Annotated in this window: 14 protein-coding genes; 9 read left to right on the top strand and 5 right to left on the bottom strand. The window is 62.1% G+C overall.

Going from position 1 to position 14,874, the window contains the following annotated elements; translation table 11 throughout:
* Positions 1–69: 69 nt before the first annotated feature.
* Both lldD and ACNFCH_RS18725 read right to left on the bottom strand, forming a co-directional pair.
* Complete coding sequence (lldD, locus tag ACNFCH_RS18730) at positions 70–1,215, bottom strand: FMN-dependent L-lactate dehydrogenase LldD (protein ID WP_196164584.1); 1,146 nt, start codon at positions 1,213–1,215, stop codon at positions 70–72.
* A 62-nt stretch (positions 1,216–1,277) separates the two neighbouring features.
* Positions 1,278–2,948 (bottom strand): lactate permease LctP family transporter, encoded by a 1,671-nt coding sequence (locus ACNFCH_RS18725; RefSeq protein ID WP_416743280.1) that lies wholly within the window; start codon positions 2,946–2,948, stop codon positions 1,278–1,280.
* Between the two features lie 254 nt (positions 2,949–3,202).
* Between ACNFCH_RS18725 and ACNFCH_RS18720 the strand changes: the two genes are divergently transcribed.
* Complete coding sequence (locus ACNFCH_RS18720; protein ID WP_337159796.1) at positions 3,203–3,970, top strand: FCD domain-containing protein; 768 nt, start codon at positions 3,203–3,205, stop codon at positions 3,968–3,970.
* A 131-nt stretch (positions 3,971–4,101) separates the two neighbouring features.
* Here ACNFCH_RS18720 and smpB read toward each other — a convergent pair whose 3' ends face one another.
* Positions 4,102–4,584, bottom strand: coding sequence for an SsrA-binding protein SmpB (smpB, locus tag ACNFCH_RS18715; RefSeq protein ID WP_070092229.1), 483 nt, complete (start codon positions 4,582–4,584; stop codon positions 4,102–4,104).
* Between the two features lie 163 nt (positions 4,585–4,747).
* Between smpB and ACNFCH_RS18710 the strand changes: the two genes are divergently transcribed.
* Positions 4,748–5,182 (top strand): type II toxin-antitoxin system RatA family toxin, encoded by a 435-nt coding sequence (locus ACNFCH_RS18710; protein ID WP_070092230.1) that lies wholly within the window; start codon positions 4,748–4,750, stop codon positions 5,180–5,182.
* Complete coding sequence (locus ACNFCH_RS18705) at positions 5,175–5,483, top strand: RnfH family protein (RefSeq protein WP_416743279.1); 309 nt, start codon at positions 5,175–5,177, stop codon at positions 5,481–5,483. The genes ACNFCH_RS18710 and ACNFCH_RS18705 overlap by 8 nt, the downstream gene beginning before the upstream one ends.
* Positions 5,484–5,576: 93 nt before the next feature.
* Here the strand turns inward: ACNFCH_RS18705 and ACNFCH_RS18700 are convergent, their stop codons facing one another.
* Complete coding sequence (locus ACNFCH_RS18700; protein ID WP_070092232.1) at positions 5,577–6,107, bottom strand: outer membrane protein assembly factor BamE; 531 nt, start codon at positions 6,105–6,107, stop codon at positions 5,577–5,579.
* Between the two features lie 97 nt (positions 6,108–6,204).
* Here ACNFCH_RS18700 and fur point away from each other — a divergent pair, with 97 nt between their 5' ends.
* Complete coding sequence (fur, locus tag ACNFCH_RS18695; RefSeq protein ID WP_043210124.1) at positions 6,205–6,609, top strand: ferric iron uptake transcriptional regulator; 405 nt, start codon at positions 6,205–6,207, stop codon at positions 6,607–6,609.
* A 173-nt stretch (positions 6,610–6,782) separates the two neighbouring features.
* On the opposite strand, the gene recN is transcribed toward fur, so the two are convergent.
* Positions 6,783–8,456 (bottom strand): DNA repair protein RecN, encoded by a 1,674-nt coding sequence (gene recN / locus ACNFCH_RS18690; protein ID WP_416743278.1) that lies wholly within the window; start codon positions 8,454–8,456, stop codon positions 6,783–6,785.
* Between the two features lie 194 nt (positions 8,457–8,650).
* Between recN and grpE the strand changes: the two genes are divergently transcribed.
* The 5 genes from grpE to carA all read left to right on the top strand — a co-directional run bounded on the left by grpE (position 8,651) and on the right by carA (position 14,844).
* Positions 8,651–9,205 carry a nucleotide exchange factor GrpE gene (grpE, locus tag ACNFCH_RS18685; RefSeq protein ID WP_070092234.1) on the top strand — a complete coding sequence of 185 codons (555 nt, stop codon included), beginning with the start codon at positions 8,651–8,653 and terminating at the stop codon, positions 9,203–9,205.
* 101 nt (positions 9,206–9,306) lie between these two features.
* Entirely contained in the window at positions 9,307–11,232 is a 1,926-nt protein-coding gene (gene dnaK / locus ACNFCH_RS18680) for a molecular chaperone DnaK (protein WP_070092235.1), read from the top strand.
* A gap of 207 nt (positions 11,233–11,439) precedes the next feature.
* Complete coding sequence (gene dnaJ, locus ACNFCH_RS18675) at positions 11,440–12,564, top strand: molecular chaperone DnaJ (RefSeq protein ID WP_337159787.1); 1,125 nt, start codon at positions 11,440–11,442, stop codon at positions 12,562–12,564.
* Positions 12,565–12,577: 13 nt separating this feature from the next.
* Complete coding sequence (gene dapB / locus ACNFCH_RS18670; protein ID WP_416743277.1) at positions 12,578–13,384, top strand: 4-hydroxy-tetrahydrodipicolinate reductase; 807 nt, start codon at positions 12,578–12,580, stop codon at positions 13,382–13,384.
* 323 nt (positions 13,385–13,707) lie between these two features.
* Positions 13,708–14,844 (top strand): glutamine-hydrolyzing carbamoyl-phosphate synthase small subunit, encoded by a 1,137-nt coding sequence (gene carA / locus ACNFCH_RS18665; protein ID WP_025340706.1) that lies wholly within the window; start codon positions 13,708–13,710, stop codon positions 14,842–14,844.
* The last annotated feature ends 30 nt before the right edge of the window (positions 14,845–14,874 follow it).

Here is a 14,874-nt window from a genome sequence, read left to right as displayed (position 1 = left end):
CTCCTCGCGGGGCCGTAGCGTCTGTCGCGCTACGTGCCCCGGGCAATCAGGCAGTGTGTCGTGCAGGCGTCAGGCGCCCAGTTCGCGCACCAGCGAATCGCGGGTGATTTCGCTGATGGATTTGGCACCGGTCAGCACCATGGCCACGCGCATTTCCTTCTCGAACAGATCGAGCAGGTTCTTCACGCCGGCTTCGCCATGGGTGGCAAGGGCATAGAGGAAGGCGCGGCCGATCAGCACGGTGTCGGCGCCCAGCGCGACCATGCGTACCACGTCCAGGCCGTTGCGGATGCCCGAGTCGGCGAGAATCTTGATCTGTCCTTTGACCGCATCGGCGATTGCCGGCAGGGCGCGGGCGCTGGACAGCACGCCGTCGAGCTGGCGGCCGCCGTGGTTGGAGACGACGATGCCATCGGCACCGAACTTCACTGCATCCTTGGCATCTTCGGGGTCGAGGATGCCCTTGATGATCATCGGGCCATCCCAGAACTCGCGGATCCACTCCAGATCCTTCCAGGAAATGGACGGGTCGAAGTTGGCACCCAGCCAGCCGATGTAGTCGGCCAGGCCTGTGGGGTTGCCACGGTATTTGGAAATGTTGCCAAGATCGTGTGGACGACCCAGCAGGCCGACATCCAGCGCCCACTGCGGGTGGGTCATGGCCTGCCAGACGCGCCGCAGTGGTGCGTTCGGGCCGCTCATGCCAGAGTGGGCGTCACGGTAGCGGGCACCGGGCACCGGCATGTCGACGGTGAACACCAGTGTCTTGACCCCGGCGGCCTTCGCGCGCTCCAGGGCGTTGCGCATGAAGCCGCGGTCCTTGAGGACATAGAGCTGGAACCACATGGGCCGGTCGATCGCCGGGGCGACTTCCTCGATGGGGCACACCGATACGGTCGACATGGTGAAGGGAATGCCCTTGGCCGCCGCCGCCCGCGCGGCCTGGACCTCGCCGCGGCGCGCGTACATGCCGGTCAGACCGACCGGTGCCAGGGCCACGGGCATGCTCAGGGTTTCGTCGAACAGCCGGGTTTCCAGGCTCAGTTCGGACATGTTCTTCAACACGCGCTGACGCAGGGCGATGCTGGCCAGGTCCTCGACGTTGTGGCGCAAGGTGTATTCGGCGTAGGCGCCGCCGTCGGCATAGTGGAAGAGGAACGGTGGCAGCTTGCGTTGGGCCGCGGCGCGATAGTCGGTGGAGGCGGAAATGATCATGGATTCTCGCAGCGTGGGTGGGATCGTTGCCGGGCGCGCCAAGGCGCCCGGCACCTTTCACTTTAGTGATGAACCAGCATGCCGGTGAGCCAGTAGGCCTGGACCAGGGTGATCAGGCCTACGATGGTGGCGAAGAACAGGCTGTGCTTGACGGTGAAGCGGAACAGGTCGGACTCCTTGCCCACCAGCCCGGTGGCGGCGCAGGCCACGGCGATGGACTGTGGCGAGATCATCTTGCCGGTCACGCCGCCGCTGGTGTTGGCGGCGACCAGCAGGGTGTCGTTGACCCCGATCTGGTGTGCGGTGGTGGCCTGCAACGAGCTGAACAGGGCGTTGGACGAGGTGTCGGAACCGGTCAGGAACACGCCCAGCCAGCCCAGGAATGGCGAGAAGAACGGGAATGCCGCGCCGGTGCCGGCCAGCACCAGGGCCATGGTCGAAGACATGCCTGAGTAATTGGTGACGAAGGCGAAGGCCAGGACCATACCGATCGACAGGATCGGCCAGCGAAGCTCCCAGAACGTCTCTTTGAAAGTGGTCAGACCAGTTTTGGGGTTGATCTTGAGGATCCACATCGAGATCAGTGCCGAGAGGAAGATCGCTGTGCCAGTGGCGGAGATCGGGTCGAGCTTGAATACCGCCGGCATGGCGGTAGGCGCGCTGACGATCGGCGCGGTCTTGATCACCAACTGGTCGAGGTGCGGGATGGCGAAGTTGAATACGAAGTTGTACATCGCGCCGCCCGGGGCAAAGGCTGCCTTGAACGGTTTGAGGGTCCAGATGGTGACCAGCACGGTCAGGATCAGAAACGGCGACCAGGCCTTGAAGATTTCGCCGAAGCTGTACGGCGAAGGCTGGCTGCCACCACTGTTGACCACGGCGGCGCCGACGCTGCCTTTGGCTTCGGCGAACGAGCGCTTGGGCTGCCAGACCTTCAGGAACAGGGTCAGGGCGATCAGGCTGGCCAGGGCCGAGGTGATGTCTGGCAGCTCAGGGCCGATGAAGTTCGAGGTGAAGTACTGGGTGACGGCGAAGCTCAGGCCGGCGACCAGAGCGGCTGGCCAGGTTTCCTTCACACCGCGCAGGCCATCCATCATGAACACCAGCCAGAACGGCACGAACAGCGACAGCAGCGGCAGCTGGCGACCGGTCATCGCGCCAATGTGGAAGGCGTCGATCCCCGTGACTTGCCCGGCGACGATGATCGGGATGCCCAGGGCGCCGAACGCCACGGGCGCGGTGTTGGCGATCAGGCACAGGCCGGCGGCGTACAGTGGATTGAAGCCCAGGCCCACCAGCAGTGCGGCCGTGATGGCCACCGGGGCTCCGAAGCCGGCCGCGCCTTCGAGGAAGGCGCCGAAGCAGAAGCCGATCAGCAGGACTTGCAGGCGCTGGTCGTCGGTGATCGACAGCACGGAGCTTCGGATTACTTCGAACTGGCCGCTCTTGACCGTGAGTTTGTACAGGAACACCGCGGCGACGATGATCCAGGCAATCGGCCATAGGCCGTAGAGGAAGCCATAGCCTGCAGCGGCCAGCGCCATGTCGACAGGCATCTGGAAGGCGAAGATCGCGACCAGGATCGACAGGGCAAGCGTGATGCTGCCAGCGACATGGCCTTTGAGGCGGAACACCGCCAAGGCCAGGAAGAAGAACACGATGGGGATGACCGCCGCCAGTGCGGACAGGCCAAGACTACCAAGCGGGCTATAGAGTTGTTGCCAGGTTTGCATATGGGGTGGCCCCTAATTGTTGTTGGTCAGGCACTGGCATTGGATAATTGGTAATACCAATTTACAATGGCTGGTCGCTAGGTTAAAAGCGCCATTGAGGCTGTGTCAATTTGTCCCGGGGAAAACTTTGGTCGGATGCCGATGAATGGCTGACTGATAGGTACGGGAAATCGTCAACTGGTGGGTGTCGATACGCCATGGATCGGCGAGAATAGACGCCCCCCAGAATGCGCGGGGATTGTGGAGAGCATGTGATGGTTTTTGATCAGGTCCGCCAACGGCGCCTGTCCGACGATATCGTCGATCGACTGGAAGGGATGATTCTCGAAGGCACGCTGACTTCAGGGCAGCGCCTGCCGGCCGAGCGGGTGCTGGCCGAGCAGTTCGGTGTGTCCCGTCCTTCGTTGCGCGAGGCGATCCAGAAGCTGGTGGCCAAAGGGTTGTTGGTCAGCCGCCAGGGCGGTGGCAACTACGTGGCCGAGGCGCTGGGGTCGACGTTCAGCGACCCACTGCTGCAATTGCTCGAGCGCAATCCCGAGGCCCAGCGCGACCTGCTGGAGTTTCGTCACACGCTGGAGGCCTCCTGCGCCTACTATGCGGCCCAGCGCGCCACCGAGCCCGACCGTGAGCGGCTCAAGGCGGCCTTCGACGTGCTGCAGGACTGCTACACCCGTGTCGACGAAGTCAGTCGGGCGGAGGAGGGCGCGGCCGATGCGCGCTTCCATCTGGCGATTGCCGAGGCCAGTCACAATGCGGTGCTGCTCCATACCATCCGCGGCTTGTTCGACCTCCTCAAGCGCAACGTGGTGACCAATATCGGCGGCATGTACCAGCAGCGCAGCGAGACCCGCGACATGCTGATCAGCCAGCATCGCGAGCTGTATCAGGCGATCATCGAGGGCAGAGCGGAAGATGCACGGGAGGTGTCGAGCCGGCACATCCTGTATGTGCAGGAAGTGCTCGAGGAGGCGCAGGAAGAGGCGCAGCGAGTGGCGCGGGCGGAGCGACGCAGCGGGCGTTGAGACGTGTTGCTTTGTGTTGGGCTCTTCGCGGATAAACCCGCACCCACAGGTGTGTCGCAGCATTCAGAATGCGCGCTGTTCCAGTGGGAGCGAGTTTACCCGCGAAGTGGCCTGCACAAGGCAGCGAGGGCTTACTCTCCCTTGCCCTTGTTGCGCATCGTGCGCTGGATCTCGCGGTTGGAGTCGCGCTCGCGCAGGGTGTCGCGCTTGTCGTACTCCTTCTTGCCCTTGCCCAGCGCGATTTCGCACTTGATCAGGTGCTTGCTCCAGTACAGCGAGAGGGCCACACAGGTGTAGCCCTTCTGTGCCACGGCAGCTTCCACGCGCTCGAGCTCACGCTTGTTCAGCAGCAGCTTGCGTGTGCGAGTGGGGTCGGCGATGACGTGGGTGCTGGCGGTGGTCAGCGGGGTGATGTGGCTGCCGAACAGCCAGGCTTCGCCATCCTTGAGCAGCACGTAGCTGTCGGTCAGGTGCGCTTTGCCGGCCCGCAGGCTCTTTACTTCCCAACCGGACAGGACCAGTCCGGCCTCGAACTTGTGTTCGATGAAGTAATCGTGTCGCGCTTTTTTGTTTTGCGCGATGGTCCCGGTCGGATGTTTCTTTTGCTTAGCCATAGGGGCCGCATTATAGGCAGTCGCTGCGTCGGCGGCTACGGGGTTTAGGTGTGCTTGAGCCTGTAGGATGAATCCCGGACAATGCAGAGCCTGTTCCCTTGAGCGGAACTGTTTTCGACGTGCTGAGAAAGCGCTGCCGCCCTGCCTTGGAAGTGACGCCTGGATGACTACCCATATTCAACGCTCTGCCCTGCTGCCGTACCCTGCCCAGGCGCTCTACGATCTGGTGAACGATGTGGCCAGCTACCCGAAGTTCCTGCCGTGGTGCTCGGCCTCGACCGTGATCGAAGCCAGCGACACGCACATGCGGGCGAAGCTGGAAGTGGCCAAGGGCGGCATGAGCCAGCAGTTCGTCACGCGTAATGTGCTGGTGCCTGGGCAGTCGATCGAGATGAACCTGGAGGAAGGGCCGTTCACCCAGTTGCACGGTCTCTGGGTGTTCAAAGCGCTGGGCGAAAAAGCCTGCAAGATCAGCCTCGACCTGTCCTTCGACTACGCCGGCCCGCTGGTGCGTGCCACCCTTGGCCCCTTGTTCAACCAGGCGGCCAATACCTTGGTCGATGCGTTCTGTCAGCGGGCCAAGCAACTCAATGGCTGAGGCAGACCTGAACATCGAAGTCGTGTATGCCACTGCCGAGCGTCAGTGGCTGCTGACATGCGTGGTGCCCGCAGGTACGACCGTGCGCCAAGCGTTGCTCCGCTCTCGGCTCGCCGAGCACGTGCCGGGCTTGGATGTTGAGGCTTGCCCAGTGGGGATCTTCGGCAAGGTGGTGAGTGATCCGCTTGCGCATCAGGTCGAGGAGGGGGACCGCCTGGAGGTCTACCGGCCGTTGGTGGCGGATCCGAAGGAAGTGCGCAAGCAACGTGCGGCCAAGGCGAGAGCTGCGCGGCAGGGGTAAGTCTGATGCCTGTAGGGTACGCGTGTGGTCGTTAAATCGGACAGGCAATAAAAAGCCCGGGCATGGCCCGGGCTTTTTTGTGTCTCGCCGCGATTACTGCGGGGAGGTTTCCAGCGGTGCTGGCGTCGGGACTGGCGTGGTCTCGATGGTGTCGATTTCTTTCTGGATAGACTCTTCCAGCGAGCCTGGCTTGGCCGGTTTTTCTTCCGGTTGGCTTGGCTGGTTCGGTTGAGTGGCTGGGCTGACGGTGGTGTCGCCACTGCCGCCAAGGATTTCCTGGTCGCGGCTCACGCCTGGCATGAAGTCGCCGGACAGGCTGACCAACTGATCGCTCTCGTTGAAGAAGATGCTCATGCGCTCTTGCTGACGCTGGCCGCCGCCAGGTTGCAGGCTGTAGAGGTAATCCCAGCGATTGGTGTTGAACGTGTCCTGAATCAGTGGGTTGCCCATGATAAACCTTACTTGGCGACGGGTCATTCCGGGGCGCAATTGGTCTATCATGTCCTGCGTAACGACATTGCCCTGCTGGATGTCGATTTTGTAAACCCCGGGAAACGAGCAACCGGCGAGTGCGAGCAGTCCCACGAGGGTGAGGCTGGTTAGCAAGAGCTTGGTGTTTTGCATCGGTGGGCGACTTCCACTATCTTGGCTGGACAACGTAAACCCCGATCATACCCGTATTAAGAGAAGCTGCGAAGCAGCATCGGCGAGAAAGCTGACCATGGTTGAAAATAGCGAATTGCGCAAAGCCGGTCTCAAGGTGACCCTGCCTCGAGTCAAGATTCTACAGATGCTCGACTCCACCGAGCAGCGCCACATGAGTGCCGAAGATGTCTACAAGGCGCTGATGGAAGCCGGTGAAGATGTCGGTCTGGCAACCGTGTATCGCGTACTGACCCAGTTCGAAGCGGCGGGTCTGGTTGTTCGCCACAACTTCGACGGCGGTCATGCGGTCTTCGAACTGGCTGACGGCGGCCACCACGACCATATGGTCAACGTGGACTCTGGTGAAGTCATTGAGTTCGTGGATACCGAGATCGAAAAGCGCCAGAAAGAGATCGTTGCCCAACACGGCTACGAACTGGTTGACCACAATCTGGTCCTCTATGTGCGCAAGAAAAAGTAACGATTTTATCGTTATCAAAACAAAGGCGACCTTCGGGTCGCCTTTTGTTTTTCTGCCCATCGAGGCCAGGTGTCGACGCGATATGCGGGTAGGCCCGCTCCTGCGAAAGCGGTGGTGCAGGGCAAGATAGTTGCTGCTACAGGGCTGGGTTGGGCTTCGATCTCGAGAGGTGCTCAGGCTTTCCCAGTGACTACCATCTTGCGCGCATGGGCCAGCGATTCCTTGGTGAGGTCGATACCGCCCAGCATGCGCGCAACCTCCTCGACCCGTTCGCGCTTGCCCAGGTTGGCCACGGCGGTATGGGTGGTATCGCTGTTGCGCAGCTTGTGCACGAACAGGTGATGGTGCCCCTGGGCTGCCACTTGGGGTAGGTGGGTCACGGTCAGTACCTGGCCGCGTTCGCCCAGTCGACGCAATAGCTGGCCGACGATTTCGGCGGTAGGGCCACCGATGCCGACGTCCACTTCATCGAACACCAGTGTGGGAATGCGCGAGGTCTGGGCGGTGATGACCTGGATCGCCAGGCTTATCCGGGACAGCTCGCCCCCTGACGCGACTTTTGCCAGGCCCTTGAGCGGCTGACCCGGGTTGGCGCTGACCAGTAGCTCGACCATCTCCAGGCCATGGGGCGACAGCTCGTTGCCTTCATGGGGGGTGAGCTCGATGCGGAAGCGTCCGCCAGGCATCCCTAGGCGCTGGATCTCCTGCTCGACAGCTGTGGCAAGCTGCCGGGCCGCCTGCTGGCGCAGAACGCTGAGCTCAAGGGCTTTAGCCTGGTAATGCTGGGCATAGGCTGCCAGTTCCTCGCCCAGGCGTTCTATCGATTCGTCGCTGGCGTTGAGCCCTTCCAGCTCGTCCATCAGGTGCTGTTGCAGATGTGGCAATTCGGTCGGGTGCACGCGGTGCTTGCGGGCCAGGGTATAGATGGTATCGAGGCGTTCCTCCAGGGCTTGCAGGCGCATGGGGTCGGCATCGAAGTGATCGAGGAAGCGGTTGAGCTCGCCCACGGCTTCCTCGACCTGGATCTGTGCGCTGGCGATCAGGTTGGCCGCCTCGCCCAAGGCCTTGGGCGCATTGCTTACGGCGGTCAGGCGATTGAGGCTGGTGGTCAGTGCGCTGAGCACATTGCCCGAATCGCTTTCGCTGCAATGGTCGATGACCTGGCGACAGATGCCGAAGAGGGCCTCGGCGTTGGTCAGGCTTTTGTGTTCCTGCTCCAACTGCTCCAGTTCGTTCTCGCCAAGGCCAAGGTTGTCCAGCTCTTCGAGTTGATAGCTGAGCAGTTGGTGACGGGCGCGTTGCTCGTCGCCGGAGTTGGACAGGCGCTCCAACTCCTGGCGGGTCTGACGCCAGCGCTGGGCAGCCAGGTGTACTTGGCGGGCCAGGTCGATGGCGCCCGCGTACTCGTCCACAAGGCGGCGATGGGTGTCGGTCTTGAGCAGGGACTGGTGTTCGTGCTGGCTGTGGATATCGATCAGCAGCTCGCCCAGTGCCTTGAGGTCGCCCAGAGGAGAGGGTGTGCCATTGATATAGCCGCGGCTTCGCCCTTCGGCGGTGATGACCCTGCGTAGGATGCACGGGCCGGTGGTGTCCAGGTCGCGCTCGGCGAGCCAGGTACGGGCCTCGGGGATCTCGTCCAGATCGAAGGTGGCGAGGATGTCCGCCTTGTCCGCGCCGGGGCGTACCACGCCGCTGTCGGCGCGATCGCCCAGGGCCAGGCCGAGGGCGTCTAGCATGATCGATTTACCGGCGCCGGTCTCGCCAGTGATCACGCTCATGCCGCGAGCAAGTTCGAGGTCGAGGTGTTCGACGATGGCGTAGTTGTGAATGGACAGGTGCACCAGCATGAGGGCGGCTCCCGAGGGGTCATGTCTGGTTATTTATACAGTGCTTTTTGCCAAGCTGACAATGCCCGCCTGGCGATCAGTATTGGCAGGGGAAAACCGAGTTGGCCCTTGAAGCTGGTTTTTCCGGCCCCATATAGCCGGCAAGACAAGACGAGCCTGTGCTCGCACATCAGAAATTGCGGAGGAGAAACCTAATGGCTGACGAACAGCTGGATGAGAAGAACCTTAACGCCGAAGAGGCTGGTGCAGAGGATCTCGGTGCTCGCGTCCAAGTGCTCGAGGAGCAGCTGGCTGCCGCCAAGGATCAGTCCCTGCGTGCTGCCGCCGATCTGCAGAACATCCGCCGTCGCGCCGAACAGGATGTCGAGAAGGCCCACAAGTTCGCCCTGGAGAAGTTCGCTGGCGACCTGCTGCCGGTGATCGACAGCCTTGAGCGTGGTCTGGAGCTGTCCAGTGCTGACGACGAGACCATCAAGCCGATGCGCGAAGGCATCGAGCTGACCCTGAAGATGTTCCACGACACCCTCAAGCGCTACAACCTCGAGCCAGTCGACCCGCACGGCGAGCCGTTCAACGCCGAGCACCACCAGGCCATGGCCATGCAAGAGAGTGCCGAGGTCGAGCCGAACAGCGTGCTCAAGGTGTTCCAGAAGGGCTACCTGCTCAATGGCCGTCTGCTGCGCCCCGCGATGGTGGTGGTGAGCAAGGCGCCAGCGGCCCCTCAGCCGTCGATTGATGAAAAGGCTTGAAATCCTTCCGGGCATCCCCATCTAGGTGTCAAGCATTCAAGTATTACCGCAGTTGGCCAATGTAGCCGCTGCAACCAAATTCAAGTTTCGGGAGAGTAAACATGGGCAAAATCATCGGTATCGACCTGGGGACCACCAACTCGTGCGTCTCCATCCTGGAAAACGGTAACGTCAAGGTCATCGAGAACGCCGAAGGCGCGCGTACCACCCCTTCGATCGTGGCCTACGCCAACGATGGCGAGATTCTGGTCGGCCAGTCGGCCAAGCGCCAGGCCGTCACCAACCCGCACAACACGCTGTTCGCGGTGAAGCGCCTGATCGGCCGCCGCTTCGAAGAAGACGTCGTGCAGAAAGACATCAAGCTGGTTCCATACAAGATCGTCAAGGCCAACAATGGTGACGCCTGGGTCGAAGCCAGCGGCAAGGAAATGGCGCCGCCGCAGATCAGCGCCGAAGTCCTGAAGAAAATGAAGAAGACCGCCGAAGACTACCTCGGCGAGCCAGTGACCGAAGCGGTCATCACCGTGCCGGCCTACTTCAACGACAGCCAGCGCCAGGCTACCAAGGATGCCGGTCGCATCGCCGGTCTGGACGTCAAGCGCATCATCAACGAGCCGACCGCCGCTGCACTGGCCTACGGCATGGACAAGGCCAAGGGCGACCACACTGTCATCGTCTATGACCTCGGTGGTGGTACCTTCGACGTTTCGGTCATCGAAATCGCCGAAGTCGACGGTGAGCACCAGTTCGAAGTACTGGCCACCAACGGCGACACCTTCCTGGGTGGCGAAGACTTCGACATGCGCCTGATCGACTACCTCGTCGACGAGTTCAAGAAAGAGTCCGGCATGGACCTGAAGAACGATCCTCTGGCCCTGCAGCGTCTGAAGGAAGCCGCTGAAAAGGCCAAGATCGAGCTGTCTTCCGCTCAGTCGACCGACGTCAACCTGCCGTACATCACTGCAGATGCTACCGGTCCTAAGCACTTGAACGTGAAGATCTCCCGCGCCAAGCTGGAGTCGCTGGTCGAAGACCTGGTCAACCGTACCATCGAGCCTTGCCGCATCGCCTTGAAGGACGCCGGCATCGACGCCAGCAAGATCGACGACGTGATCCTGGTCGGCGGTCAGACCCGTATGCCGCTGGTGCAGAAGGCCGTTGCCGACTTCTTCGGCAAGGAAGCTCGCAAGGACGTCAACCCGGATGAAGCGGTCGCCATGGGTGCTGCCATCCAGGGCGCGGTCCTGGCCGGTGACGTCAAGGACGTTCTGCTGCTGGACGTCAGCCCGCTGACCCTGGGTATCGAAACCATGGGTGGCGTGATGACTGCGCTGATCGAGAAGAACACCACCATCCCGACCAAGAAGTCGCAGGTGTTCTCGACCGCCGATGACAACCAGAACGCCGTGACCATTCACGTGCTGCAAGGTGAGCGTAAGCAGGCTGCGCAGAACAAGTCGCTGGGTAAATTCGACCTGGCCGACATTCCGCCGGCCCCGCGTGGTGTTCCGCAGATCGAAGTGACCTTCGACATCGACGCCAACGGCATCCTGCACGTCAGCGCGAAGGACAAGGCCACCGGCAAGTCCCAGTCGATCGTGATCAAGGCCAACTCGGGTCTGTCCGACGAGGAAATCGAGCGCATGGTGCGTGACGCCGAGGCCAACGCCGAGGAAGACCGCAAGTTCGAAGAGCTGGCCGCTGCCCGTAACCAGGGTGATGCGCTGGTTCACTCGACCCGCAAGATGGTCACCGACGCTGGCGACAAGGCCACCGCTGAAGAGAAGGCGGCGATCGAAGCGGCGGTGGTTGCCCTGGAAGCTGCCCTGAAGGGCGACGACAAGGCTGCCATCGACGCCAAGGTCGAGGAGCTGTCCAAAGTCTCCGCGCCGGTTGCCCAGAAGATGTATGCCGAGCAGCAGGCTGAACAGCCTCAGGGCGGCGCGCAGCAGGCCGAGCCGGAAGCCAAGCACGATGACGTGGTTGACGCCGAGTTCGAAGAAGTAAAAGACAACAACAAGCAGTAATCCCTGCATGTTGTCGGCCAGTTCACCGTCGATTGTCGGTGAGCTGGTAGGATGTCGCCGCGCGGGGGCTTGCTCCCGCGTTGGCGTGTCTGGAATACGAGAATTTTTACAGCATCTGTCAGGGCGCATTCGTGTGGTGGCAGGTGCTGACGGCGTGGCGCGACATGCGCATGAGCGCGCCGAATGCCCCCAAGAGTGCAATGACCTATGGCAAAGCGTGATTTTTATGAGGTCCTGGGTGTCGAGCGCGGCGCCAGCGAAGGCGATCTCAAGAAGGCCTATCGCCGCCTGGCGATGAAGTATCACCCGGACCGCAACCCGGGCGACAAGGAGTCGGAAGACAAATTCAAGGAGGCCAACGAGGCTTACGAGATTCTGTCCGATGCCAGCAAGCGCGCAGCCTACGACCAGTACGGCCATGCCGGCGTCGATCCGAGCATGGGTGGTGGCGGTGCCGGCTTTGGCGGTGCCAACTTCTCGGACATCTTCGGCGATGTCTTCAGTGACTTCTTTGGCGGCGGTCGCGGTGGTTCCCGTGGCGGCGCGCAGCGCGGCAGCGACCTGCGTTATACCTTGGAGCTGAATCTCGAGGAGGCCGTGCGCGGCACCACGGTCAGCATCCGTGTTCCGACCCTGGTCAATTGCAAGCCTTGCGATGGTTCGGGTGCGAAGAAGGGCTCGACCCCGTCGGCCTGTCCGACTTGCGGCGGCATCGGCCAGGTGCGCATGCAGCAGGGCTTCTTCTCGGTGCAGCAAACCTGCCCGCGCTGCCATGGTCAGGGCAAGATCATCACCGATCCTTGCACCTCCTGCCATGGCGAAGGCCGTGTCGAGGAGTACAAGACGCTGTCGGTCAAGGTGCCGGCAGGTGTCGATACCGGCGATCGCATTCGCCTGTCCGGCGAGGGCGAGGCGGGCACCCATGGTGGTCCGACCGGTGATCTCTATGTGGTCATCAGCGTGCGCGAGCACGCCATCTTCCAGCGTGACGGCAAGCATCTGTACTGCGAGGTGCCGATCAGCTACACCGACGCAGCCCTGGGTGGCGAGCTGGAAGTGCCGACCCTCGATGGTCGGGTCAAGCTCAAGATCCCGGAAGGGACCCAGACCGGCAAGCAGTTCCGTCTGCGTGGCAAGGGCGTGGCCCCTGTGCGCGGTGGTGGGGCTGGCGACCTGCTGTGCCGTGTGGCGGTGGAGACTCCGGTCAACCTCAGTCGCCGCCAGCGCGAGCTGCTCGAGGAGCTGCGTGACTCGCTGGAGGGCGATAGCTCTCATTCGCCCAAGGCCAGTGGCTGGTTCGAGGGTGTGAAGCGCTTCTTCGGCGATCTCTGACAAGGAACAGGCTATGCGACGTATTGCGGTAATGGGCGCGGCTGGGCGGATGGGCAAGACCCTCGTCGAGGCTGTGCAGCAACAGGCGCCCCAGGCAGGCCTGACGGCGGCCATCGATCGTCCGGACAGCTCTTTGGTCGGCGCCGATGCCGGCGAGTTGGCGGCGCTGGGTCGAATTGGTGTGGAAATCTCCAGCGATCTGTCCAAGGTCGCTGACGAGTTCGATGTGTTGATCGACTTCACCCACCCCTCGGTGACCCTGAAGAACCTCGCATTCTGCCGCAAGGCAGGCAAAGCGATGGTGATCGGTACTACCGGCTTCACGCCAGAGGAAAAAGAACAGTTGGCCGAGGCAGGCAAGGAGATTCCGATTGTCTTCGCTGCCAACTTCAGTGTCGGCGTCAACCTTTGCCTGAAGCTGCTGGATACCGCGGCGCGGGTGCTGGGCGACGAGGTGGATATCGAGATCATCGAGGCGCACCACCGTCACAAAGTCGACGCGCCATCGGGCACTGCCTTGCGCATGGGTGAGGTGGTTGCCCAGGCGCTGGGTCGTGACCTGGGCGAAGTGGCGGTCTATGGGCGCGAGGGTCAGACCGGCGCTCGTGACCGTCAGGCCATCGGCTTCGCCACGGTTCGCGCCGGGGACGTGGTGGGAGACCATACCGTGCTGTTCGCAGCAGAAGGCGAGCGCGTGGAGATTACTCACAAGGCCTCCAGCCGCATGACCTTCGCCAAGGGGGCGGTGCGTGCCGCGCTCTGGCTTGAAGGGCGCGAGCCGGGCCTGTACGACATGCAGGATGTGCTCGAATTGCGTTAAGGCAGTTGGAGTGGTGCTGGCTCTTCGCGGGTAAGCCTGCTTCCTCACGGCAATAGCGTCGCTCTCAGGTGCGAAGCGGTTCTTGAGGGGGTGCCTGCGAAGAAGCCATCGCCGATGCCGGTCTGTCGCATTCCTGTGTTTCAGAGACACATACGCGGTAGACCTAAAACGTAATTTTCTGTAAGCTACAGCTTTAGTGTGTCCACTAAAAGCGCGCAGCGAATTGAATTCAGCACATGAAAGCGGGGTGACGTGTCCATACGTCACTCCGCTTTTTTGCAACCTGCGATCGCCCTTTCATGCTTGATTTACGGGAGGTCTTCTTGACAAAGCCAGCCATACTCGCCCTTGCCGACGGCAGTATTTTCCGCGGTGAAGCTATCGGTGCCGACGGTCAGACCGTTGGTGAGGTGGTATTCAACACCGCTATGACCGGCTACCAGGAAATCCTTACAGACCCTTCCTACGCGCAGCAAATCGTAACCCTGACCTACCCGCACATCGGCAATACCGGTACCACACCGGAAGACGCCGAGTCGAACCGTGTCTGGTCCGCAGGCCTGGTCATTCGTGACCTGCCGCTGCTGGCCAGCAACTGGCGCAACACCCAGTCGCTGCCTGAGTACCTCAAGGCCAATAACGTCGTCGCCATTGCCGGCATCGACACTCGCCGCCTGACCCGTATCCTGCGTGAAAAGGGCGCCCAGAACGGCTGCATCCTCGCCGGTGACAATATCAGCGAAGAAGCCGCCATCGCCGCCGCCCGCGCCTTCCCGGGCCTGAAGGGCATGGACCTGGCCAAGGTCGTCTCCACCAAGGAGCGCTACGAGTGGCGCTCCAGCGTGTGGGAGCTGAAGACCGACAGCCACCCGACCATTGAAGCTGCCGACCTGCCGTACCATGTGGTTGCCTTCGACTACGGCGTCAAGCTGAACATCCTGCGCATGCTGGTCGCCCGCGGCTGCCGCGTGACTGTGGTGCCTGCCCAGACCCCAGCCAGCGAAGTCCTGGCGCTGAATCCGGACGGCGTGTTCCTGTCCAACGGCCCTGGTGATCCGGAGCCTTGCGACTACGCGATCCAGGCGATCAAGGACATCCTCGAGACCGAGATCCCGGTATTCGGCATCTGCCTCGGCCACCAGTTGCTGGCCCTGGCCTCCGGCGCCAAGACCGTCAAGATGGGCCACGGTCACCACGGTGCCAACCACCCGGTCCAGGACCTGGACACCGGCGTGGTCATGATCACCAGCCAGAACCACGGTTTCGCCGTCGACGAAGCCACCCTGCCGGGCAATGTCCGCGCCATCCATAAGTCGCTGTTCGACGGTACCCTGCAGGGCATCGAGCGCACCGACAAGAGCGCGTTCAGCTTCCAGGGCCACCCTGAAGCGAGCCCTGGCCCGACCGACGTCGCGCCACTGTTCGATCGTTTCATCGATGCCATGGCCAAGCGCCGCTGAGCATCCTGCATCAAGGCCCCGGGGCGGCGA

Source organism: Pseudomonas sp. NY15354, from assembly GCF_048068075.1.
Taxonomy (GTDB): Bacteria; Pseudomonadota; Gammaproteobacteria; order Pseudomonadales; family Pseudomonadaceae; genus Aquipseudomonas; species Aquipseudomonas guariconensis_C.
Note: the sequence above shows the minus strand (reverse complement) of the source record. Positions and strands in the feature narration are given on the sequence as shown.